At 48.0% G+C, this 24,474-nt stretch carries 16 protein-coding genes; 3 read left to right on the top strand and 13 right to left on the bottom strand.

Translation table 11 applies throughout. The features are described from left to right. Positions 1-106: 106 nt before the first annotated feature. From AB1I50_RS10255 to AB1I50_RS10240, 4 genes are all read right to left on the bottom strand, one after another. On the bottom strand, positions 107-1,780 hold the full coding sequence (locus AB1I50_RS10255; RefSeq protein WP_407723925.1) for a recombinase family protein: 1,674 nt from the start codon (positions 1,778-1,780) through the stop codon (positions 107-109). Between the two features lie 121 nt (positions 1,781-1,901). Beyond that, on the bottom strand, positions 1,902-2,144 hold the full coding sequence (locus AB1I50_RS10250) for a hypothetical protein (protein ID WP_138156484.1): 243 nt from the start codon (positions 2,142-2,144) through the stop codon (positions 1,902-1,904). Between the two features lie 95 nt (positions 2,145-2,239). Continuing rightward, positions 2,240-3,220, bottom strand: a complete 981-nt coding sequence (locus AB1I50_RS10245) for a relaxase/mobilization nuclease domain-containing protein (RefSeq protein ID WP_407723924.1) — start codon at positions 3,218-3,220, stop codon at positions 2,240-2,242. Further along, positions 3,181-3,498 carry a plasmid mobilization protein gene (locus AB1I50_RS10240; RefSeq protein WP_407723923.1) on the bottom strand — a complete coding sequence of 106 codons (318 nt, stop codon included), beginning with the start codon at positions 3,496-3,498 and terminating at the stop codon, positions 3,181-3,183. Before AB1I50_RS10240 ends, AB1I50_RS10245 begins: the two co-directional genes overlap by 40 nt. Positions 3,499-3,619: 121 nt before the next feature. Between AB1I50_RS10240 and AB1I50_RS10235 the strand changes: the two genes are divergently transcribed. Next, entirely contained in the window at positions 3,620-5,101 is a 1,482-nt protein-coding gene (locus tag AB1I50_RS10235) for an IS1182 family transposase (RefSeq protein WP_407723922.1), read from the top strand. Positions 5,102-5,109: 8 nt separating this feature from the next. Here AB1I50_RS10235 and AB1I50_RS10230 read toward each other — a convergent pair whose 3' ends face one another. Continuing rightward, positions 5,110-5,514, bottom strand: coding sequence for a hypothetical protein (locus tag AB1I50_RS10230; RefSeq protein WP_407723921.1), 405 nt, complete (start codon positions 5,512-5,514; stop codon positions 5,110-5,112). A gap of 13 nt (positions 5,515-5,527) precedes the next feature. Continuing rightward, entirely contained in the window at positions 5,528-7,291 is a 1,764-nt protein-coding gene (locus AB1I50_RS10225; protein WP_407723920.1) for a hypothetical protein, read from the bottom strand. Positions 7,292-7,426: 135 nt separating this feature from the next. Here AB1I50_RS10225 and AB1I50_RS10220 point away from each other — a divergent pair, with 135 nt between their 5' ends. Both AB1I50_RS10220 and AB1I50_RS10215 read left to right on the top strand, forming a co-directional pair. Continuing rightward, positions 7,427-10,429, top strand: a complete 3,003-nt coding sequence (locus AB1I50_RS10220) for a hypothetical protein (protein ID WP_407723919.1) — start codon at positions 7,427-7,429, stop codon at positions 10,427-10,429. Next, positions 10,419-11,255, top strand: a complete 837-nt coding sequence (locus tag AB1I50_RS10215; protein WP_407723918.1) for a hypothetical protein — start codon at positions 10,419-10,421, stop codon at positions 11,253-11,255. Before AB1I50_RS10220 ends, AB1I50_RS10215 begins: the two co-directional genes overlap by 11 nt. A 154-nt stretch (positions 11,256-11,409) precedes the next feature. On the opposite strand, the gene AB1I50_RS10210 is transcribed toward AB1I50_RS10215, so the two are convergent. The 7 genes from AB1I50_RS10210 to AB1I50_RS10180 all read right to left on the bottom strand — a co-directional run bounded on the left by AB1I50_RS10210 (position 11,410) and on the right by AB1I50_RS10180 (position 24,336). Then, positions 11,410-11,670, bottom strand: coding sequence for a DUF6809 family protein (locus AB1I50_RS10210; RefSeq protein WP_407725339.1), 261 nt, complete (start codon positions 11,668-11,670; stop codon positions 11,410-11,412). A gap of 289 nt (positions 11,671-11,959) precedes the next feature. After that, a complete protein-coding gene (locus AB1I50_RS10205) occupies positions 11,960-12,592 on the bottom strand; it encodes a sortase (protein WP_407723917.1) in 633 nt (210 codons plus the stop codon). Continuing rightward, the gene (locus tag AB1I50_RS10200) at positions 12,592-13,287 is read right to left on the bottom strand and encodes a pilin N-terminal domain-containing protein (RefSeq protein ID WP_407723916.1); all 696 of its coding nucleotides are present in this window, start codon (positions 13,285-13,287) and stop codon (positions 12,592-12,594) included. The genes AB1I50_RS10205 and AB1I50_RS10200 overlap by 1 nt, the downstream gene beginning before the upstream one ends. Then, positions 13,271-14,179 carry a class C sortase gene (locus AB1I50_RS10195; protein WP_407723915.1) on the bottom strand — a complete coding sequence of 303 codons (909 nt, stop codon included), beginning with the start codon at positions 14,177-14,179 and terminating at the stop codon, positions 13,271-13,273. Before AB1I50_RS10195 ends, AB1I50_RS10200 begins: the two co-directional genes overlap by 17 nt. Then, on the bottom strand, positions 14,172-15,053 hold the full coding sequence (locus tag AB1I50_RS10190) for a class C sortase (protein ID WP_407723914.1): 882 nt from the start codon (positions 15,051-15,053) through the stop codon (positions 14,172-14,174). The genes AB1I50_RS10195 and AB1I50_RS10190 overlap by 8 nt, the downstream gene beginning before the upstream one ends. Positions 15,054-15,178: 125 nt before the next feature. Next, positions 15,179-16,660, bottom strand: coding sequence for an isopeptide-forming domain-containing fimbrial protein (locus tag AB1I50_RS10185; RefSeq protein ID WP_407723913.1), 1,482 nt, complete (start codon positions 16,658-16,660; stop codon positions 15,179-15,181). Continuing rightward, complete coding sequence (locus AB1I50_RS10180) at positions 16,657-24,336, bottom strand: BspA family leucine-rich repeat surface protein (RefSeq protein ID WP_407723912.1); 7,680 nt, start codon at positions 24,334-24,336, stop codon at positions 16,657-16,659. Before AB1I50_RS10180 ends, AB1I50_RS10185 begins: the two co-directional genes overlap by 4 nt. Positions 24,337-24,474: the final 138 nt, after the last annotated feature.

Here is a 24,474-nt window from a genome sequence, read left to right as displayed (position 1 = left end):
GCTTTTAGTTTGAGTTTTTCCTGCCAAACGGCAAAACGGTTGTATCAAAGTTTGCTCTGATACAACCGTTTATTCATTAGGTTATGATTTTACGCTTTCGGCGTAATTACTTCATACCGTTCTCGTATGACTCAATCATACGCTTGCTCGTTTTCCCTGTACGACCAATAGATTTAGCGAGGTTTTTGACGACTTTTCCGCCTGCGTTCAGCTCGATTTCAAGCCTCATTCCGTTTTCTTCGGGGTATACAAGTATCTGCTTGATGAACCTGTCCACAAAGCTGCGATCAAGCTCGTCTCCGTTAAGGCTTTCGGCGGCGAGATCGAGGATGGAACGGATCTCAGCAAGTTCTTTGTTAACATCCTTTCTGTTTTGCATTTGGTCGGTGATGGCGGTGATCTCTTCCTGACAGTGGTCGATCTCTTCGTCGCATTCAGCAGACATCCGTACAAATTCGCTGTCCGGGAACCGTCCCTCAATATTGAGCTGTAACAACTTTTGCTTTTTCTTTTGTTCGTTCGCGATGCTCTTGTTGAGCGTTTCTATTCGGTTCGCGCCTTCGTTGGTGTTAAGGAGTTCCTCGGACAACCGCATAATGAGTTCCGACAGCTCGTTGATATTCTGCTGGCTTGATTTGAACACGTCCTCTAATATCGGAATGATCTCGTTTTCGTATATCGTCATCGACGGACAGCTCTCCGCTCCGTTTTTGATTTTACCCGAACACCGCCACGCTGAATTTGCCGTTCCCTTTTTGCTGACCGAATCCTTGCGGTAGAACGGCTTACCGCAGTGAGCGCAAATCAACTTGCCTGTAAGCAGATTATTGTGGTTGGTCTTGTTTTGCTTTTGGATAACGTCGAGACTTCTGACCTTTAGGACTTCGTTGGCTCTTTTCCAAAGCTCCTCCGATACGATCTGCGGTACTGTCTCCCCTGTTTCGTCTTTGAAGATGACCCACTCTTCCTCGGGCAGGAATTTCTGCTTTTTGGTGAACATATCGATTATCTGAACTTTGTTGCCGACGTAGTAGCCCATATACTTCGGGTTACGAATGATGTTCGCCATCGTATTGTGCGCGAGCTTATTGCCGCGCGTGTTGCGAACGCCCTTGTTATAAAAGTAGGTTTCGAGGTTCTTCATGCTGTACTTGCCGGTGGCGTACAGTTCGAACAACTCCCTGACTATCGCAGCCTGTTCCTCGTCGATATACAGCCTCTTGTCTGCTTTGCGGTAGCCGAAGATATTGCTGTTGCCGAGCACCACGCCATTCTTTATCGCCTGATGATGTCCCCACTTAACGCGCGAGCTGATTTTACGGCTCTCGTCCTGCGCCATAGATGCCATGATCGTCAGCCTGAATTCCGAGTCATCATCGAGCGTGTTGATGTTGTCATTCTGAAAATATACCGCAACGCCGTTGGCTAACAGCTGACGGGTATACTGTATGCTGTCGAGCGTGTTACGGGCGAATCGGGATACCTCTTTGGTGACGATAAGGTCGAACTTTCCATCCAAAGCATCGTCGATCATCTCATTGAACTTCTCGCGCTTTTTAGTAGACACACCCGAAAGTCCTTCGTCGATATATCCTCCCGCGAATTCCCAGTTCGGCATATCACCGATATATTCTGTAAAGTATTGCTTCTGATTTTCAAGGGAATTGAGCTGTTCAAGATAATCCGTGCTGACGCGGGCATAAAACGCTACGCGCAGAGGCAGATCCCTGAAGCTTATACCCTCGCTTTTGATTTGATTTCTGACAGATAATATATCCATTGATTTTACCTCCTTCCCAAACACTACCACGACAATTCGGTAATGTCCAGTCAAAATAGAATATACTTTTATTATAGTTTGGAACAGCCTCCTTTGCATTAGGAGGCTGTTCCCAGTTTTGTCAGATTTTACCTTTATACTTCCGGCTCAGCTCCCTATCGATCAACCGCATGAGTTTTCGGTATTCTTCATCATTGAATACCCTATGATGCAGTGCGTTTGCAAAATGCTCCAGCCACAACCTGTCGCCGATCGGGTTACCGTTACTGATAACTGCTTCCGTAGTCTTTGCTCCCTTCGGATTGGTTTCAGTTTTATTGTTGGCAAAATCTTCTTGATTTATAACTTTCTTTTCCGATGCCATAAGGCATCACAGATTCAAATTGTTTTTCCGTTTCCCTCCTTATCCTTGTATGATGATGGTGTAAATAGCAATTTTCATAGTGGGTTTCCTTTCATTTACATTGAAATTCCCTGCTCTCGTTCGTAGTCCTCACGGGTGCAGTAGGTGTGGAAGGCTACGTTGGAAATCTTTCGTCCAAGGATTTTCTCCAACCTCAACTTCTCCATCGTATTCATTTCTTTGATATAATGCGGCTGATAATAGTAGTCCGCAGGCACAGATGAAAGAATATCTCCGAGGAGATTAAACAGTCCTTCAGTGCTTGTCATGGTGAAGCTGTCGTCGTGATACGGCGTGACGTAGTCGCAATAGGTATCGAGCATTGCGCCGTCACAGCCGCCCATGGCGAAGTACAATTCAAGATTGTTTTTCAGAAAACGCTCGTCGAAAAGTTTATTGTCACGGACTTTGTAGCCCTCGGGCGTGGTGAAGGTGATATATTTATATTTGTCCTCCCATTGTACACCGTAGCCGTGCTCGTGCATATACTCGATGAATTCTTCTTTTGTCGCCGACCAGCCGATGGCGTAGGAAGCGGTTTCAATCAGGTCACGCTTCCATCTTGCGTTGCGCGGATTCTTGGTTTTTGTCTCGATAACACTCAACCCATACTCACGGCAGAGCTGATTGGAATACTCCTTCGCCTGCAGCATTTCATTGCGGCTCTGGTGAAACTTTTTGCCGTTCTCAAAGCTGACGCTGTTCATAATAAGATGATTGTGGACGGCATGGGTGTTTGTGTGCGTGGCAACAAGGATTTGAAAGCCGGGAAAGTATTCCGCAAACTTCAATCCAATCTCGTGCGCGGTCTCCGGCGTGAGGTCATCGTCAGGTGAGAACGACTGCACGATATGGTAGTAAGATCTGCCGTCCTCTTTGTGAAAACGTTTCTTGACAAACCTGAATTCATCGAGCGCACTCTCCGGAGAACAGTTAACACCGCTGATTAATTTGCTCTCCGTCGCCTCACGGCGCGTGACATAATCAAAAATATTGTTCATCGGACTTCCTGCGTTAACGAATTTAACAACTGCCAAAGCTTTGCCACCTCCTCTCTCGTTTCTCTCAAATCGACTTCGTAACAGTAGCCGGAGTTGACTGCTCTTGTCAGTTGGTTGAGATTATTGCCGATTTTTCTCAGCTCATTGGCGACGTCATCTACGCCTTTGACGACGATAATCTTTTTGTCAAGCGCGCAGTCTCGCAGATACATACTCGGCGTCCGGTAGGAAGAGTACGCCTTTTCTTCGATGATTTCTCTCTGTTTCGGCGTGACTCTCGTTGAAATGATTTCAGTTTTTGTTTGCTTTTTCATAATAATTACCTCCATTCTTTTAATAAAGGGGTGCGGGCGAGACTGTGTCAAAAGTAAAGACAAAGTCTGAAAAATATGGTATAATAATGATGCAATAAACAGATGCAAGGGAGTTGTTTGTATGCAGTATATTTCAGGTGAAGATCGGAATCAAATATCAATGCTGCCTCCCAGCATAGATGAATATGTCACAGAGGACAATCCGGTAAGGGTTATTGATGCTTTTGTCGACAGCCTTGATGTGGCTGCTATGGGATTTAATCATTCTGAGCTAAACTCAACCGGCAGACCACCGTATGCGTCTCAGGACATGCTCAAGCTATATATTTACGGTTACTTTAACCGCATTCGCTCCAGCAGATGTCTTGAACGAGAAACGCATCGCAATCTTGAGGTTATCTGGCTGATGAAAAACCTTCGACCGGATCACAAAACAATCGCTCGTTTCCGTCATGACAATACAAAAGCTCTTAAGAATACTTTTAAGGCGTTTGTAACTCTTTGTGCTAAATGCGGATTATACGGTAAAACACTTTTCTCAATAGACGGCAGTAAATTTGCAGGATGTAATTCCAAAGACAGAAATTTTAATTCCGAAAAACTAAAGGATAGAATCGCAAGAATTGATCAAAATCTTGAGAAATATTTGTCTGAGCTTGAAAGTAACGATGACGGTGAAGCTGAATCCGAAACCGGAACAAATTGCAGCATTCAACAAATAATTAGTGAGCTTACAGAGCGTCGTGATAAATATCAAGGTATGCTCGAGGATTTAAAAGAGAGCGGTGAAACACAGATTTCTTTAACAGATCCCGATTGCCGAAGAATGACCAATTCGATGAAAAAGACAGTTGTCGGCTACAATGTTCAAACGGCTGTCGACAGCAAAAATGGATTGATTGCTTCATACAAAATCACTAATCAGGTAACGGATATGGGGCAGCTTCACGATGTTGGCGCGGAAGCAAAAGATAATTTGAAAATAAAATCAAAGATAGATTTACTTGCTGATAAAGGATACAATTCTGCTACTGATATTGCTGAATGTTACGCAGATAATATGAACGCAAATGTTTGTATGGATATTGAAGAATTTGATATCTGCGTGGAAACAGATGAGGATACGCCAAAGCCAGAAACACATCAGAATGGACGCTGTGTATATCTAAAAGAGCGTAATGTTTGTATATGTCCCATGGGTGAAATACTTTATCCGGCAACTTACAGAACTGCAAAACACAGCGCTAAATTTAATAACTTCCGTAAATGCCGATTATGCAAACACCGCTGTACTACTGCAACAGCAAAGCAATTTGAAGTATGGATGTTGCCAAGTGAGTTTTCAAAAGAATACAATATTGAGAATCTTCACGTCAAACAAGTAAGAATAAAACCCAATAAAGAACTTCTCAAACAGAGGAAATGTTTGTCGGAGCACCCGTTCGGCACTGTTAAAAGAGCTTTTCATGCCGACTATCTGCTCACAAAAGGATTAACATTAACCGATGGAGAATTTGCGCTCGCTTTCTTGATTTTTAACATGAAACGAGCGCTTTCGGTGCTGGGTATAAAAAAGTTAACAAAAGCAATTAGAGCAGTGTAACAGAAATGTTATGCTGTTTTTTCATAAAACTCCCCTTCAAGGGGTTGGGGGCAACAGCGGGCAAGGTTCGGGCAGTGGCTTTTGACACAGTCTGGGGCCTTGCCCGCTTCCGCCTTTGCGGCCGCCCGAAAGAGGGCGGCCGTAATACAAAGGCGAAACTGGCAATAAAACAGAAATGTTAGTGTAAAAATATCCCCTTCTTCGACAATATCTGCTTGAATTTGATACTCAGTTTCTTTAGAATGGATATGCTGTGTTTTGGGGCAACAGGAGCAACATTTAATCTCAGCGCACTGTTTATCAGCTTTTTCAAAAACAAATCGGAGCGACAAAGATACAACATGCTGCACATTTGTCACCCCGACAGAAAAAGGAAAAATCCAGTGCTGACGGCGATTTTGAAACTGTGTCACCCGCGTCACCCCTTTATTGCGCCAACGCAGCAACAGCGTCAGCCTTGTCTTTGATCAGGCAGATAAAGCGAAGTGTCTTATCACCGATTCGAACGGATTTTGTGTTCTTGCCTTTGTCGCAAATCGTCAAGCCTTCCTCGGCGAGTGCTTTTATCAATCCGTTCTTGGAAATCGAAAACGCTTCGTCCTGCTCATTGCATAACCGCTTCACCTGTTTGTGCGCGATGTCGGCATTTAGATAAAAATTTTCATCATCTTGATAGCCGATGTAGTTTACGGGCTTGAAGTCAAACGGATGGTCTCTATCAAGCAAAACGACCTGTCCGCTTTCAATCAAGGAATATAACTTTTGAATGAATTTGTGCGTCGGTTTGTCCTGCTCAATACTACTGCTCTGCTTTTTTGCGAGCTCATAAAGACAATCTCTGCACCGAATGAAAGTTGCCTGATATTCTTCTTCGGAAATGACATCATGCTCAAACAGAAAGGATAAAAAGTATTCCATTCCTATCATCAGCCACGCGTAGATTTCGGGCACTCTGCCGTGACAACGAATCCCTGAATCAATAAACTCTTGACGATAATTGTGAAAGCTTTTCTTCAACTGATTGACGAATGACCGCTCCGTATCCTTGTCTTTCAAAAGCCGCTTCTTTATCCATTCCGTGTATGCCAGCATACAACCGCGAAGTGTGCCTTTCTCTGCTTCACGCTGAAATTTGGAAAGGTTATTCAGATCGATCATTCCATCGCGCAGCTCCAAGCAAAAATATCTTGCCGTACCGCTCTCGCCAATGTCGGGAGCCTGCTCGGCGGTGATGATGGCGTTGCCCTGCGGCGGTCTTGACTCCATTGGAGTAGAATCTGATTTTAATCTCCCTCTGCCGATACGATCGCCGTAGCCGCGCATGATCAGCTGTGCGGTCTCAGTTAGCTTTGCTGCCTCTTTTCTACCGCTTGGGTGAAAGTCATCAATGCAGGTCAGCACGTCCTTCAATGAAAAGGCATTGTACATAATACTGTTTGCCGTGTCGCGGAACGAAAGCGGCAAATCCGAACTGTTGAACCTTCCAAAAAACGAAAGGAACAATGCCGCGAGCGTACTCTTGCGCGTACCTGTTCTGCCGAGCAGACAGAGGACAAATTTCGGCTCGCAGTTTGCCTGATGAAGAAACTCATTCAGCGGAGTCAGAAAAGTATAAGCCAACAACGGCAACGTGATTTCGGCAGGCGCAAACGGCATTGTGTTTATCATCAAAAATACATTTGCCAAATCCGAGATTTTCCAATTATCAGCCCTCTCATAACGGCTGAGTTTTCCTCTCAAGCTGACATCATGCTTGCCGTCATTCGGCAGCAGATACTCCCAATGATTGTCTATCAGCTTCCAACCGGTAACGTTATAGAATTGGATTCTCTCCGTGATCTCTGCCGTTTGCTGAATGGCATGTCGGACGTATTCCTTAACGCTTCTCTCCGGTTCCAGAACGCAATCCGCTCCCCAGCGTTCTATCAGCCAGTTGAAGGTTCCGAGCTCAGCACCTGTCACATCGATTTCCGGCAGCACTCTGCCGCTCGAATGAACGCCGCCTAAACGAAGCATCGTCTTTACTTCCGCGCCGTTGTCAACACTGACCTCACTGACAATGTACGGCAGAAAGTTACAGAGTTTTTTAGACGTGATTCCGCTTTTGCCGGGAACCTCTCTGTAGAGGCAACCGTCCACCACCTTGTACGGAAGCGGATACTGTACAAGGTTGTCTTTTGAATTACTCATGGGTAATTCCTCCTTTCGGAAATATTTTTGCAAATACAAAACTCCCACCTCATTAAAAGTGGGAGTAGTATTCTTATTGCAAATAGGTTGATTTTCAAAAGGATTTATGATAATATTGATAGCAGGTGATGTAATTTGAATACGCGATATAAAATCCACATGCTCTCTGCGCGTTCACTTATCAGTTACGCGAGAGCGGAAAACAATCAATACACATTTCATCTTAGCAAACCGGACACGCGCAAGTGTATCATGCGTGAAGCTGCCGATGAACAGGACGACAACGCACTGTTTTATCAGACAATGTGTGTTCTCCACGGCAGCAATATTGAACCTCCGCAAAGCGAAACTGCCCTTTGTGATTTGCAAGACGTGATATTCTATGTTGACTTCAACGGTATCTTTGACCGGGGCAACTCTCCGAAAATGATGGAACGGCAGAAGAAAGCCGAAGCGATGTTTCGTCCTGATGGCGTAACGCTCGATTTCGGAAACGGCGCTTACCGTTACCTTGCCTTTGAGCGTTCAGGCAGTATGAGCCGTCAGGCGAAGCTGTCGTTTATCCGCGCAGATGTTTACGATAAAGTGCGCAGACGAATCATGATGGACATGGTGGTCGGTGACTGTCAACTCTCAAAGCTCTATGCCTATAACGGCTTGATGCTGTCAGGCGGCGTCAGGATCGAAGATATTGACTTAACCAATCCTCATAGTGTGATTGTTGTAAAAAATGAAACCTACCGCGCACATACAAAAGTCGTTTCGGTAGAGGGGACTGCTGTCAACGAAGCAGTCAAAAAATATACCCGCAAGGAAGAATTACGGGACTTTACGGTTCTTCGCCATGACGGTGAAGGTTTGATCTCCAAACGACTTGCGAAAGCAGTTGACAATATTTATTGCGGCAAACACATTCACCATTCCTTCCAAATCCGTATGCCGTATGTCAAGGGTATGGTTCATGAGGTCAATTTCAAGGATTTCCTGAAAAGCGCCGGTAGTCAATTTATTACGGATATATGGGGAGTTTGCCATCCTGTTGATCAGGTGGAAATGATTCTCACGCAGAGTATGTTTAAGGGTTATGGCTGGCTGACCGAAAACGGTATGGATTGGAATGATTATCTGCGTATTTACAAAAAGTACAATCATGCGCTGTATATCACCAATGTCAGCAAGGTGAAGCCCGATGACCACACAGAGTTGAATTATCAATTTCTCAATACCTTGTCTATGACTGCAGAAGAATTTCGTCCGCTTGATTTGCCTGACGGTTGGGAGAACAGCCCTGCTGCTGACAGCCGTAATTGGATCACAAAAGCAACCGAGCAGCGCTACTTTGATTTCTGTTTGAATGAAGATTTTCGCAGGCAGTATTTTATTGATAAAAGCAACGCTCTTGGCAAGTGCATTAAAAAGAATCCTTTGTTTGTCAATGAAAAGGCGTGTGTCAAGGAGCTGAATGATAACGCCGACAAGCTGATTCGGCAGTACAGTTTAGGCAGGCTGTTGGTAAAGGGCGACAACCGCTTTCTCTCAGATGATTTGCTGGATTTGTTGATATTTATGATCGATTCCGGTGGCAAAAGGGATCATCGGCAAAGCGTGTTTTGGTCGGTGGCAATGACAGAGCGGTTTAAGAAAAACAGCTTTTACTCGCCGGGGGCGTCATATGATGCCGACGCAGTTTGTACACTTCTGCGCAATCCGCATATAGCGCGAAACGAGGAGATTCAGCTCAGGCTTTATGGCAAGTCAAGTAATATGAGAAAATACTATCTTTCTCAGTTGACAGACGTTGTAATGGTTGACCCCGAGAGCCTTGCGGCGCAGCGTTTGGGAGGTGCGGATTTTGACGGCGATATGATAAAAACGATTGCCGACAATTTGCTTAACGAATGTGTGAAGCGGAATTATGAATATGACGATTTGAATGACCGCAGCAATCTTCCTCTGCTGTATATTCCGTCAGAAGAACCTGTCATGCGAAACGCCAACGACTGGCATGATCGGTTCGTAACGGTGCGCGATACCTTTTCTTCGCGTGTCGGACAAATTTGTAACGCTGCGTTTGACAGGAGCATTATCGCTTATGATGAAAACTCCAACGCCGAGGAACGCCAGCACTGCCGTGAACAGACGGAGGTTCTGTCCATTCTGACAGGCTTGGAGATAGATTCCGTTAAAAGCGGCGTGAAGCCTGATTTGTCTGAATACCTTGTCAGAGAACGAAGGGCACACAATTTGTTCCTCAAATATAAATCCTTGTTGGAGCTTGACCGTAATCACACTTGGTATGAGGACACACCGCAAAAGAAAATCAAGCAGTTCTTTTCATCTACCGATTGGGATAAAGTGACCTCGAATGTGGAGCGGTTGCCGTATTTAGCCAAGAAATTAAAAGAAAACACAAAACGGCTGAATCCGAAACCGGCAAAGGACAGCGAGTTATTCACCTTTGCGGCTAAGTCTGATTGGAAGGATAGTTTGGACTCAAATATGTTATCTTCCGTCGGATTTTTGCTGCAGCAATATGAGGCGGTTTTATCCAGAATCCGTGCCTGCCGCGCGCCAATCAAGAATAAAGCAAGTCAAAACGATATTGACCGTATTTTGTATTCACGCGGGCAGGAAGATGTGATTGACAGCGACGCGCTCTATGCCGAATTTTCAAAGCTATCGCCGGAACGGATTTCTACTATTCGAGAAGAACTCAAAAATCAGTCTTGGCATTTGATGGATAGGGATTCACGGCTTGATTTTCTGAGTGAGTTTCTCCCTGAATTTGAAGAGTATTATAACTTACTGGCAGATTTCCGCTTTGGCGGTTACCGCGTGTTTGGCGACTTAATTTGCGATATTGATGACGAAAACAACGCCACAGAACGCAAAAAACTCCTCCGGTCAAACGACTCGAAGGAGTTCACGGAAATGATGCAGGCATATTTGAATAAATCTCACGCGCAAAGTTACCGCCAGGCGGTTGCTGTTGCGTGCAGGGCTTTGATGGATAAAATCATCAAGCCGAAGAAAGCAGTACCGTATGTGGTGGCTCTCGAAAAGCGTGAGTTGCTGTGGGAGCTGCTGCCTGAAGCGGTTTATTCGCATGTATTAGGGGTGAAGAAAAATGCTGAATGAAATTGATGAATTCAAATCTTATACGCAGTTCACGAATTATTGCTCACACGGCAAACGTGACATGTCATTTCTCGGGCGGTTTACCTTTGATATGCTGATAAAGCACATCGGACTGCACAGAGTTTTGACTATTATAGCGCGCGGATATATGTTTGAATCGGAAACGCCTGATATTGACCGCGCGAAAGGAGCGTTACAGGCATGGTGCAGCTTACCGACAGAAAAGAAAGACGATTGGAAAGCAAACACCAATTTCAGCAATCTACATACAGAATTTCCTGGTTTGGTGGACAAAGACGGTCGCGGCTGGTTTTACCGTCATGTTCATAACATCTGTGATTTTGTCAAAAGTAATTCCGATTACGTCAGCAAGACGACAGTTTCAAAGTGCGAATTGCTGAAAAAGGGCTTTGACAAGGAATGGGAGAAAAAGGTGATTCAATTTCAGGTGCCGATTTTTTCAAACACAACCATAGGCTCATGGATATTACGCTTTGACGATATTCTCGCCGATGCGCTGGAGTTGGGTATGCTGAAAAACAAAGATTTTTCTCTTTCAGTCAGTATCAGCAAATACATCAAAACACATGTTGCTCCTTCTGCCCAACCTGCCGCCGAATTGTTGGTGAAATATTTTTTAGTCAACAAACCGTTTGATTCCTATAAAGTTGTGCTGCCGGTCACGAACTTTGACGCTTATTTCGGCAATGGCACTTTCAGTAAGAAGTGGCTGCCAAAGGAGTTTGACGCTGTCATCATTCGAGACCCGCAGAGCAACGGCGTATCGCGCTATATGCTCCATGAAAATCTGATAAAACTGATATGACCGAAAGTGCAGCAGAGCTAATCCGCTGCACTTTCTTCGCCCTCTGAAATAGCGCTTACAATCGCCCACAAATCGCCCGTGAGGGATTTGTTCGGCTTGTTCGGGTACGACTGCGCACTTTTTATTTGCGCGACACAGGGCAAAATTGGGTGCCTTAAAGCTTGCCGTTCATAGCGTCAATCATCAGCCTTACAGCCAACGAAAAACCCTTGCAAAACGCGTCGCGTTCGCCGAGGCTCATCAACTCTGTGTGATTGTCTTTGATTTTTTCAAGTATAGCTTTTTGCTGCTCCGTCAGCGTAGCGGATAACTCCTGCTCATGACGAATTACCAGCTTTGCAGTAACGTCATACTCACTGCCGCGTTCCACTTCATATTCATGCGGAACGATTTTGCCGTAGTAAAGATTTTCGATATTCTATTCCTTTTATTTAATAGTACCAAAATATTATATTGATAATCTGCTGTCGAAATAGGCTTTGGATACATATGAGGATTATCTTAGTTCGGATAAACCACTCACAGAGGAAGGAGCGTTGGAGTTGAAGAAGATAAAGAAACGATATGACTATGCTAAAATTCTGACAGGGCGCGTCAGATTTTCTCGCTGCTCATAAAGTCAAACATCAATCTAACAGCAAAAAATCACCCTCGGTGAGCGCGTAGCATTTACCGGGGGTGATTCACAATAAAGGTATATTCTTTCATATTTTATTGCACCGAACCGTCGCCCTTGCGCGGCCGGTGGGAGTGCAGGTAAACAGCGTGAGGTCATACTCCCCCGCTGTCAGCTTATTCAGCTCTGTGGGCTCCAAGGTCTCGACCTTTTTTACGATGTAACGGATGGTCGAACCGTCCGCCTGTGTCAAGTCGACCTCGTTCCCCTCTACCATCTCATTGAGCAAAAAGAAATGAGAATAATAGTTATGAGCAGCAATAACAAGGTCATTGCCTTTGACAGTTCCCGAATAACGCGCCGGCGCGTAATTGAGCGCTTCAAAGCTCCAGTCGGCAAATACGGGAAGTGTGACATCATACCCCACGAAGCTGAGATAGCCGAGATAATTCACATCATCTATGACCGCGAGGGTTTCTCCGTCTTCCGATACTACGCGGTCCACGGTGCTTTCTCCGGCGTCAGCTGATTTTTCTGACGGCGAAGTTGCCGCTTCGGGCGTTTCGTCCTTGAGCCGGCTGACTATCTCCTGTGAAAAAGCCTTTGCCTTTGCATCGTCATTGCTTACTTTGACAAACAGCGCGGCGGCGCCGAGCACCAAGAGTATGCCGCAAATTATCAAAAGCGTTGAAGTAATTTTGATTATCGAGCGTTTTTTCATTATTTGGAAATCTTCTTTTTGATTATGATTCCTGCCGCAACCAATACCGCGCCCGCTATCAGAAGAACGGGAACAAGCCAAAGCATCGTACCTGTCTGAGGTATATCATTTCCGGGAGGCGTAGTCGGCGGTACTGTGGTTACAGCCGTTGTAGGCTCGGTCGAAGGCTCCGTGGGCGGCACGGTAGATTTTTCATATTTCACATCCGCTTCTACTTCATATATCAGCCTGCCGTATTCGTCAGTGTACGGCAGAGAGATTATAAACGGCGTCGGCGAATATACATCCTGCTCTACTGTCTTACTATCGCCCAAAACCAGATACATTCCGGCGCTGTCGATCTTTTCAAACCGCAGCTTTCCCTGATCGTCTGTCACTGCGGTATCGTTTGCCGCGATCCCGTTTTCAGTGACAAACGTTTCCAGTTCCTTTGACAATTGCGCCAGCTGTTCCGGTGTCTTTTCGGAGATATCCTTGATATCGAACGGCTTCTTAGACTGCATTTTGCCTTCTGCGTCCGGCTCTGCGATCTTCCATGCCGAAAAACTGACATTATCCATCGGGATCCCTTCAGCGATGAAACGCAGCGACAGAGACGGTGTTTTTTCACCCTCAACAGCGCCGGCGCTCACACACGGCAATACGGCTAACGCCAAAACGAACACTGACAGGATAATGCTAACTGTCTTTTTCATTTTTATTTCCTCCCTCTTTATCTGATTTCTTCCTTTTTATCTTTTTAACGATGATGACGATCAAGCCTGTTATCAAAACAGCGGCTCCCAATATGGCTAATATCTCCGAAAGATCCGGAGCTCCCAAAATATCGGGCACGCGTATTCTGTAATAGCTTTCTCCGCCTGCGCCCTGATTGTCATCATCTGCATCATATGGTATTCTGTGGCCTCTCAGTACAAGCCTGTGGGAATTCACCCCGTAAGGCGTGCAGGTCACAAGCGTACAGATATCCTCATCGGGGTCGATAGAAATATCTTGGAGCTTTTCAGGCTCTACAACAGAAATATCGTCGATTTCATATGCCAGCTTATCACCGAGAATGCTGATAAAGAACTTGTCGCTGACTTCCAGTCTGTCAAGATTTGTAAACAAGGTCGCGCTGGTCAGCCCTCTGTGCCCCATGATTATCGAGTTGGTTCCCTTTCCGCCGACCGGAAGCGATGAACCCGGCACGTGACCCGTTCCCGCAGAAAGGTATTTTTCATCGACCGTGTGGTAAATCATAAGATTTACATCTATTTTGGGGATCCTGATATACCCCATAGTGTTGTCACTTTCATAGTTGAGGAGCGACAGGTATTCCTCCATCTGTTTTTCGGACAGCCTGTAGCCTATTTTATCATTCAGCAGCCTTTCGTTATACGCCCGCGCCGCCGAAAGATACCGCTGCTTCTCCTCATCGTCCATTTTGCTCGAGCGGTTATCATAGGAGACGATCCTTTCGTACTGCCGTGCATACATCAGATGGTTGCTTACAAACGGATACAGCAGCAGCGTGACGCATGCGAGAAAGAACATCACGAGCATCAAATTCAAAACAGCAGAAAGCGCTTTGCGTTTTTTATTCAATTGTCTTCCTCCGTTTTATCAAGCGGTATATCTCTATGGCTATCGCGGTGATCAGCAGCAAGACGCCTGCCAGCGCAAGTATCTCTTCAATCGTGGGGCCTCCCTTGCGGCTGAACGGCAGCGTATATGAATATCCGCCTGTTCCGCCTGTATCGTTCGCAACGCGTCTGCTTCCCGTAAGCTCCGCAAAAACGACCAAACGGTCGGAATTAACTCCGTAAGGGGTGCAGGTAACAAGCGTACAAAGCTGCTTCCCTTTTGTGATCCCGATTTTTGCTACGTCATCCGGTTTGACGGTTTTGATTTCTTCAACACGGTAATCAAGAACCGTGTCAAGCACCTTGATTTGAAATGTATCGCCTGCTTCAAGTCTGTCGATATTATTGAACAGCTCGGAGTTCGGAAGTCCTCTGTGCGCCATCAGCATAACATTGCTGTCACAGCCCTCAACCGGGAGCGATGACCCCTGAACATGGCCGACGCCGATTTGCAGGATCTCCTCGCTAACCGTGTGATAAACAGGCTGGCTGAGCTCAATGCACGGTATCTCCAGAGTTGCCATCAACCCGTTGCTGCCTAGGTCAAGCAGGCTCATATATTCGTCTGTAAGCGCCTCTTCAACGCTGTACCCCACCGGGTGCTCGGCAAGCTCTTTATTATAGCTCAGAGCATCGGCAAGGAGCCGCTTTTTTTCCGCTTCCGGCAGTTCGCGCGTGCGGTTATCATACGAAACACAAACTTCCTTCTGCGCGTTGCTTACAAACAAACCGCTGATATACGGATAAAGCAAAAGCGAAATGCAAATCAAAAACAAAGCGACAATAAAAACATTAAAAACCGTATTGCGCTTGGTTTTCTTTTCCTTCGTTTTCATATTTCTTCCTTTTCTTGCGTGCGTTTGAAGCACTAATACCGATCTAAATAGAATTACTGCCTCAAACCCGCGCAAGGCGGGGGTGATCCACGGAATGACCGTGGACCACCTAAACTCTAAAAGTATTATTTCTCTTTAGAGGAGATCCTTTTCTTGATGATAAGAACAACTATCATTCCGGCAAATGCCGCGCCTGCCAAGCCGAGGATCACATACAGACCGATGCCGCCTGTCGAGGGGAGCGCACCTTTTTGGAAGTTCTTAACGTTGAGCGAGGTGATACCTGTCTTGATATCAGCATAACCGTCCGGATTTGTCATGGTAACATAGCCCTGCGGACCTGTAACTTTAGCGGTGTAGGTGGTAAGAGGATATGTTCCGTCGGTATCAACCTGATTTTTAACCGAAGCCACGATCTCGATGGTGATCGCGCCTTCCATCTTGGTGTAGTTGTTGGGAGCAGCAGTCTCGGTAAGGGTGTATGTACCTACATTCAGACCCTTCCAATCAAACTTAGAGAGAGCTGTGCCGTCGATCTCAGCGACCCTAACATTGCCCTTCTTAAGCAGCCACGTCGAGCCTTCAAGCGCCTTGTCGTCGCTGTCTGTCTTGTTGACTGTGATTCCCAGTGTGAAGGTCTTGGTTTTGCTCGTGGGGGATTCGCCCGTGCCTGTTGTTGCGGGATCATGGGAATAACGAAACTTTACCTCATTGATGTTGCCTGTTTGGCCCATTACAGCGCTGTTTGTGAGCTTTGCCTTATATGTGAGCTTGATCTCGGCATCATAGGTTGCAGCCGCAATGATCTTAAGGTCTTTGATCTTAACGTTTACGCTGTTGCCCGATGCTTTGCCGTAAACATTTGCGGTGCTGTCGGTAGTAGAGATATCAACTTTTGTTCCGCCGATGGTCAGCTCCATTGGGGCAACATATTCCATATTGGTCATTGTGTCGGCGATTTCGAAATAATAGGTCTCGTACTCAGACATATCGGGGACCTTGCCGGTAACGGTAAATGTCATTTCCTCGCCGATAGCGGCGATGTTGCTCTTTTTGTCTGTCTCATCGCTGTCGGAAACAGTCTTTTCGGGCGTAGGCACGATCAGCTTGTTCGAGATCGTAACAGTTGCGCGGTCGAGCTTGAAGAGCGAGTAAACAACAGCGTCCGTGTTGCCGGGCAATTCGGGCGCCATTACATAGTAACCGTACGGAAGTCCCGAAACAGTGCAGGTATCTGCGTCAACTGTCTTAGTCGCAGCGGCAGGAACGTTGTTGGCGGCGGCAAACTTTCCGAGCTCACGGCCGAGAGCCCGAGCGTTGGCTGAGTTGGACACCACACTCGCGAGATACGCAATGATCTCGTCGTTTGTTTTGTAGCCCCCCTTGCCATCATCAAAGAACGTTTCGAAATTGCTTGTCACTTCGTAAGAGCCTGTTGCGTCCACATAGTCAAGCACGCGGTAGAATTTTAGATTCTCGCCCACTACCGCTTTCTCCACGGTTACCGTTCCTTTTGCGTCTGAGACTGCTCCGCATGTGACTGCGGTCATAGCCGCCAGCATAAGGACTGCCAGCGTCATTGCGATGATTTTTGTCAGTTTTTTCATTTTGTCGTACTCCTTTTCTCTTTGATAGATTTTTTTCTGTTCTTTATTACAACTGCTGTAAGCAGTAAAATAAACGATGAGGTCGCGGCAATTACTACCGGAATGACTCCTACCGCGCCGGTCACGGCAAGCACTATGGGCTTATCCACCATTTTAAGCATCAAAACATTCTCGCCGCCCGAGGTTATTGTTCCATCTGCGTTTACGGTAAATTCGATATCAGGCGCTTTCATATATCCGAAGGGAGCCTGCTTTTCGCGCAGGATATATGTGCCCTGCGGAATCTGAGCGGTGTGGTAGTCCTCGGTGGTGACCCACTCGTCGAGCACGTTCTCCTCGTTGCCCTTCTCGATAATCTGCAGCACCGCGTCGGTGACGAACTCATCGTCCTCGTCCACCTTGGCGATACGCACATCATAGCGCTTATCGGTGTTGGTGTATGTGATCGTGATATCGTCGTCCTTCTGAACGGTGATCTTTGAGGTAGTGAGCTGCTTGTCGGTCTCGGTGTTTTCGGCTGAAAGCGGTACTACCCTTTCGGTTCCGGTGATAGCATACGAAGCAGTGTAGTTGCACGCCTGTTCGCTGACGGTGTATTCCGCTCCTACGGGCAGGTCGCTGAACGTTACGCTGTCGCCGTGTTTGAGCGTAAGGGTCAGGTTGACCGTACCGTTTTGGTCGGTGGTGAACTGCGTGCCGTCCGAGAGCGTATAGACCGCGTTTTTGTCGAGCTTGCTCAGGGCGATGTTGAACGCGAATTCATTATCGGTCGTCGTTTTGCCGTTGATGAGCTTTTTGAGCGTGAAGCTTCCGGTATCGCGCTCCTCCTCGGGGATCTTTGTATTTTTGAACTCAATGCTCGTTTCTTTTCCGATGAGTTCTCCGCTCTGTGTAGGCTGATCGCAGGTGTACAGCGCGCTTTCAGCCTCGGTGACGGTGTAGGAGCCTACCGTGTCGGGAAGTCCGGTGATTCTAACGGTCTCGCCGTGCTTAAGGTAAGCAGTCGCCTTGCCGCCCGCGAAGATAAGTTCGCCGTACAAGCCGTTGATGTCCGCATGCAGATCAACGTTAAAGGTGAACACACGCGCCCTGTCTTCATCGTCGAGCTCTCCGCCGTCATAAGGCAGGACGGTCTTTTTGATATTCAAGCTCTTCTTTGGCTTGATATTATTGGTCACGGTAAAGGTGACGTCGCTGTTATTTTCGGTCAGAGTGCCTGAGGGCGAATAGGTGGTGTCGAAAACGCCCTGATAATTCTCCTCCTGCTCGGTGACGGTATACGTTACACCGCGCGGGATGTTGGTAAAGGTTATCTGTTCGCCCGCCTTGAGGGTAACAGTCGCTTCACCGTTGGTGAATTTTGTATATCCGAATATCTTTTTGCCGGCGACGCCATCGCCCGTCAGCTTGACGTTGAAATGGTAATCCATACCGGCGAGGTCGTATTCGGGATAATCCGACGCATTGCCTTCAAGAACCTTTTTAAGGGTGAGCGAGCAGGTGTCGGTAGTTGTACGGGTATTGGTTATGGTCGCGCTGTTCTGTCTGGGGTAGTTGATAACGGTGTAGCCTGTACTGTTATCAAGGTCGCACTTGAAGCCGGGGATAGGCTCCTCCCAAATGTAGTAGGTCGCCGGGACGTTGAACACCTTCATTTTGTACGTCCAGGTTCCGTCGCGATTATCCAGCCACTTGCCCTCTGCATCGTCGCTGTTGCTAGTAACCTCACTGTTGGTGATCTGGGAGAAGGTCACGGTGTTTGTATTGGTATCGGAGTCGCCCGGGTCACCCAAGGCGATGTCCGATTTAAAATCAATAGCTGCGGATATATCGGGTCTGCCCGCGGCTAACATCTCAGGTTTTTTCACCGTCTGTATTTCGGGAGCGGCTTGGCTGTTTTCTGCGCTGCTGTCACCGAAAACGGCGTCGGTCAAATCACTTATCAAGCCGGTAAATACATTCATCAATACTCCGAGCGGCTCGTCGTCCTTGTTACCGGTCGGCGGAACATATTTATATGTGAAGTATCCGGGCTCGTCGGGCGGGTTATCAATGCGGGCGTAGATTTTATATGTATAATAGCTTTTATACGTCGTGCCCGCCCCGCCTTTGAGGGCGTTACAACCGTAAAACATAGAAGTAGAAGAAGTTACCTTTGCGGTAGACCACAGATCGCCGACATAGACCGTTTTCAAATTGCTGCAAGAGTCGAACATATAACTCATATCCGTCACTTTGCCGGTGTCAAAGCCGCTGAGGTCGAGGGTGGTCAAGCTGTAGCAATCCCAGAACATGTCACTCATATCCGTCACGCTGCCGGTGTCAAAGCCGCTGACGTCGAGGGTGGTAAGATTGCTGCAAGAGGAGAACATGAAACTCATATTGGTCACACTGCCGGTGTCAAAGCCTCTGACGTCAAGGGTGGTAAGATTGCTGCAAGAGGAGAACATTCGATTCATATCCGTCACACTGCCGGTGTCCCAGCCGCTGACGTCGAGGGTGGTCAGACTCTGGCAATAAACGAACATGTTATTCATATCGGTCACGCTGCCGGTGACAAAGCCGCTGACGTCGAGGGTGGTCAGTTTTTTGCAATTGAAGAACATTTGACTCATATCGGTCACGCTGCCGGTGACAAAGCCGCTGACGTCGAGGGTGGTAAGATTGCTGCAATTGTTGAACATGCTTCTCATATCCGTCACACTGCCGGTATTCCAGCCGCTGACGTCGAGATTGTGCAGACTGGTGCAGGCGTAGAACATGTAACTCATATTGGTCACGCTGCCGGTGTCAAAGCCGCTGAGGTCGAGGGTGGTCAAGCGGTAGCAATCGTAGAACATGTTTCTCATATCGGTCACGCTGCCGGTGTCAAAGCCGCTGACGTCGAGGGTGGTAAGATTGCTGCAATAGGAGAACATATAACTCATATCCGTCACGTTACTTGTATCAAAGCCGCTCAAATCGACTGTTTTCAAACTTTTGTTATAATAGAATAAATCATTACATTTATCCGGCAGATGTGCCGCCGAAGCGTCAGACCACCAGTACGCATCCGTGCCTTCCAGCCAAACAAAGATGGCGGCGCGCGTTCTGCCGTCGTCAACGCGCTCGGCGTTTTCGGGCAGGGTAGAGCGGGTATAGCTCTTTGTCGTTTTTTGGAAGGTGGTCGCGTTTCTTAATCTATTTCGCAGAGTGATGCCTGATTGCACATACGCATCAGGCTTTGGGATACTGATGACAGGCTCCTCCGTGTCCACATGAACAACGGGTATCGGCAGATCCGACGAATCGGTGATGGGATTGCCGTCGGCGTCGCGCCATAGCTTGGTGATGGTGATCTCGCCCTCGTATTCCCTTGTGTTCGGAACGCCGAAGCAGTCGGCGTACAGACCGCTGTGCCAGTCGGAGGGCCTCTTCGTCAGCCCGCTGACGGTTATCTCACCTGCGCTGCTGACAGTAACTGTCCGCACGGTGGAGTCAAGCTGATAGTGCTCCGGCGCCTTTGTCTCCTGCAGGGTGTAATGACCGGGCTCCAGCCCCTTGAAGGTCGCGATACCTTCCTCAGCCAAATCTGCTGCGCTCACCGCGGTCATGTCAACGGGCGTGCCGTAGTCCGAGGTACCCTTGAGCGTGAACTCCGCGCCGCTTAGCAGGGCGTTGTTGAGCGGGTCGTATTTGACCAGACGGAAGTTATGCAGCGGCTCGTTGACGATAACGGAGTAGCCGTTCTCGGTCGGCTTCACCTCAACGGGCGAACCGTCCTCAATACGATAGAGCGTAACGATACCGTACTTGTCGCACACAACGGAATATTCTTCTGTTGATATAATATAGCCGTCCGCCGTCTTGGTCTCAGTCAGCTTGTAGGTGCCCCATTCAATATCGGTAATGGTGACAACGCCGCCGTTCTGCGACGTGCCGTATTTGAGGACAGAATTGCCGTAATTGGAAACGCCCTCGAGCTTAAACTCCGCACCCGTGAGCGGGGCGGTATCGGTGGTGCCGTCAATGTTAACCTTCTTCAGAAACTCCAGATCGCCGTGAACACGCGGCGGGTTTTTGATCACATAGGGCTTGACTTCCGTGCTGCCGTTTATTGTTAAATCTCCGTTCATATTGACCGTAACGGTGAAAACGGTATCGTTGAGGAAAAAGTCGCTGTTCGTCTCGGTTTCCTTTAGGGTGTACGTACCCTTTTCCAGGTTGCGGCGGGTGATCTTTCCTTCGGCATCTGTATAGAGCGTCTCATTGACCTTGGTGCCGTAGTCGGACGTACCGCTGAGGTTGAACTTTATACCGGGCACGACTACATTATCATCCTCACTGCTGACCTTCAACAGCTCCAAATCGGCGACGATCTTCAAGGTGATCTCGGTGTAATCCTGGTGGATCAACCGCTCGCCGGATGCATCGCCGGTCTCAACGTTGATGGTATTGTTGTTCAGATAGATATTGTTGAACGCCCTCGGGGGAATCTCGTCCTCGTCGCTTTCCTCGTCGCTTTCAATGCCGTGCGGCGCACGCATATAGACAGTGAACTGTGCACCGGTATCGACAGGCATCTCATAGGGGGAGCCGTCCGCCGCGGTACGCATATCGACCGCGATCGCTTTGACGGAGGAGAGATCGCCTGCAAAGCTGTCGCTGGGCGTCCAGACAGAGGTATCTGCCAAATTCGTGTTATCATTTTCGTTATCTTTGATGATCAGCCCGGGGATCCTAGAATAATAGACCTTGGGAGCAATGCCGAGCCTCTCAAGCTGGTGGGTATCCACGCCTTGGAAGATACCGTGCCATTTGGACTTCTGTCCGGCGTCCTTGCCCGATACGACCACGTAGTTCTCAAGCGAGTCGAAGGCAATCAGCTCTGACGCCTTGGAGTGGTCGTCGGTCGCGAAGCGGACGTTGTAATAGTAATTGTTATCTTTATAAGTGACCGCGGACTGCGAATAGCTTGTATCATCAGTGCCGCGCACCTTCTTCTCAAGTCCGAGATTGGTGGCTACCAGCAGCGACGCGTCGTGGGCGTACTCTGTATACAGAAAGCGTTTGCTGTCGCCCGACTGGTCAAGATCCTTCATCAGCTCCGACTCGGTGATATCCTGCGTCTGAGAGGAGGTTTTGCCGTCGGTGATGCTGCTGTTGCCGGTTTCGTAGGCGACAGTGTTCAAAAGCTTTGTGCCGTAGTCGACAATCGCTTCCCACGGATGAACGGTGGAGTAGACGAGGCGGTAGCTGTCCGCGCTCTCATTGATCGCGATTTTCAGCATCGTCCGCCCCGAGCCACGGTAGTTATCATCCACGGTGACGGTATATTTCCAGCTTTCCAGCTTTGTGCTGCCGGCATAGACCGACAGAGAATCCTTCTTGTATACAGCGCCGTCCGGCAGCAGGTCGTAAAAAACGCCCGACTGCTGGGGAATGAGATAAGTGCCTTCATTGTCGCGGTAGCTCTCGGACATGGAGACGTTCCATGTAACGGTATATTCCCTTTTCTTGGCACTGTTGGTGGCGCCCACGAAAGATTTTTCCAGCAAGCTTCTCTTGTTCTTTCCCGTAATGTAGTCATCGGCGCTGCGCGTGAAGCTGATGATGGTTCTGTTTGACTGACTGATCTTCGAGGCGGATGTGTTTTTCAGGCAGAGCTTCGATACGCGGTTTCCACCGATGGCGGAGCGTGCATATTTGTCCACCGTATCGGAATGCTTCAGCTTTACATAGGGGTAAGCCCCGAGCTTGGTGTACCAATATGCGTTGGTGGTTTCAAGGCGGTAGCCGGTAACATTGCCCTTGAAGTACACATTCATTCCCGAGGTTTTTGCGGTTTTTGCTTTGTCGACTATCGTGTCCGCATCCGCGGTGTATTCATAGGTGCGGCTTTTCAATTTGTAGTCCGCAACATGGACATAATTTCCGCTTCCGCCCGCCTCGGCGTAAATCTTAATGACGTCGGTGGGAGAATATGTGCTCAGGGTACGTTTGTCAAACTGCATCGTATCCTGGTTATACGTTGCCACCTCTTCATAGATGTCCATTTGTATGTATTCGAGCTCATAGTCTGCGGCTGTCAGCTTTTCGCTGTATTCCTCATTGGAGATTTCTTTGAGATAGAAGGTGTTGTCGCTGAGCGTATAGGTGACCGGATTCTTACCGTAGTAGATGCCGGGGTCGGCAGCTGCCTGATCGAGGGTGACGTCGTCGGGCAGCGTCCACGGATAGGCGTAGCCGTATACGTCGGTATAATATTTCAGATTGCCGATCGTCGCGTTGTCATCCTGATTGAACTCCAGCAGCGAATAATCGCGGATATAGTCAGAGTTCCGCACATATCTATCCGAGACATCATAGCCGTTCTTTGTGGAATAGAAGTGACCGCTCGGATGCTTAAAACGCGGAGCTTCCTTATAATATGCCGCGCGGCTCGTGAGGGTGGATGGGGAATCGACCTCGTCGGCGGGCTGTAACGTGACAGAAACGGAATTGTTCAGCGAATAGCGACCGTTTTGCTCAAGAAGCTCGTTATAGGTGGATTTTTTGTGCGCCGTCAGCACATATACGGTCATATACTTGGAACGTGAATTCGTGATCGTGAGAGAGCGCTGATAGGTTTTTTCGTCCGCCCCACTGTCCCTGTAGCCTAACAGCATCGCGTCTTTCTCATTGAAGGTGTCGCTGAACGTAAGATTGTATGGCTGGGTAGCGTTTGCCTCCATATCAATCGTCCAGATCAGATACTCATAGTCGTCGGGATTGTCGGGCTTGACCGTGTTGCCCCACGCGTTGTTCCATTCGGTATATGCCGAGTAGGGATTCCATTTTTTGACTTTCCTCAATGTGGCGGTGGTGTCGATGTATACGGGAACCTTCTGTGTTTCGCGGGAGCACTGAGCCGAACCGTTATCAATCGCGATTGTCGCTTGGAACGGATCGGATCCGCCCTTTTCGTTGCGTGCGTCTTCTGACAGATAGTCGGCGTAATCAAAAGTCGGCTTAGTTGTCGTATAGCTGACTTCGATAAATCCGCTCTGCGCGGCGCTGCAGGAGAGACGGTTGAAGATGACGAGGTTCTCACCGACCTCCTTGTAGACAAACAGATTGCTGGCCGTCAGATCATCCTCCGTGTATTCGGGGATCGGCAGCTCGTAGCTATCGGCGAAATTGCCGTCCCTGTCGCGCAAAATCGACTTCGGAATCGTGATATGTATCTGATCCTCCGCGTATTCACCGACTCCCGAGAAGGCGTAGAAAATGCGATAGGTGAAGCTGTGACCGGAATCGCTGTTCTCCGCCGTCCACACATAGTCGCCGTCGCTGTTGAGCACTGCTCCGCTGCGGACTACCGCACGGAAATCGTTAAGCTCGATATCCTGCTGAGCGCTGTCGTCGGTACCGCGCAGGTGCAGGAGCGCTCTGGGCGCAGCAAGCTCCTCCTCACTGACCTTGCCCGTCAGCTGGTCGGAGTATGTTCCGATCTCCTCGCCCTCAACGTCCTTCATTTTATTGGAATCATCGATTGTGATACCCTCGAAGGTCTGCCTCGGCTCGAAAGCTTTGGCAGGAATACCGACATACTCACCGTCCTCGGCGTCCGCGAGCATTCCTGACTCGGATACAAACACCTCCTCCAGATCCACCGACTGCGATCTCGCCTCATCATCGGTCGCCTTATTCGCCATGATATTCGCGATCGGATTAGAGCTGAACAATAATGTACCAATTAGCATAAAAGAGAAAATGCTTTTTAACATGGTAATTTTCCTCCATTCATTAGCTTCAAAAACAAAAATGTTATCTGAATTTGTTTACTTGCTTTT

Source organism: Ruminococcus sp. NATIVEDY161 (assembly GCF_045819895.1).
Taxonomy (GTDB): Bacteria; Bacillota; Clostridia; order Oscillospirales; family Acutalibacteraceae; genus Ruminococcoides.
The sequence above is the reverse complement of the archived record's forward strand: the minus strand, read 5'-3'. Positions and strand labels throughout refer to the sequence as shown.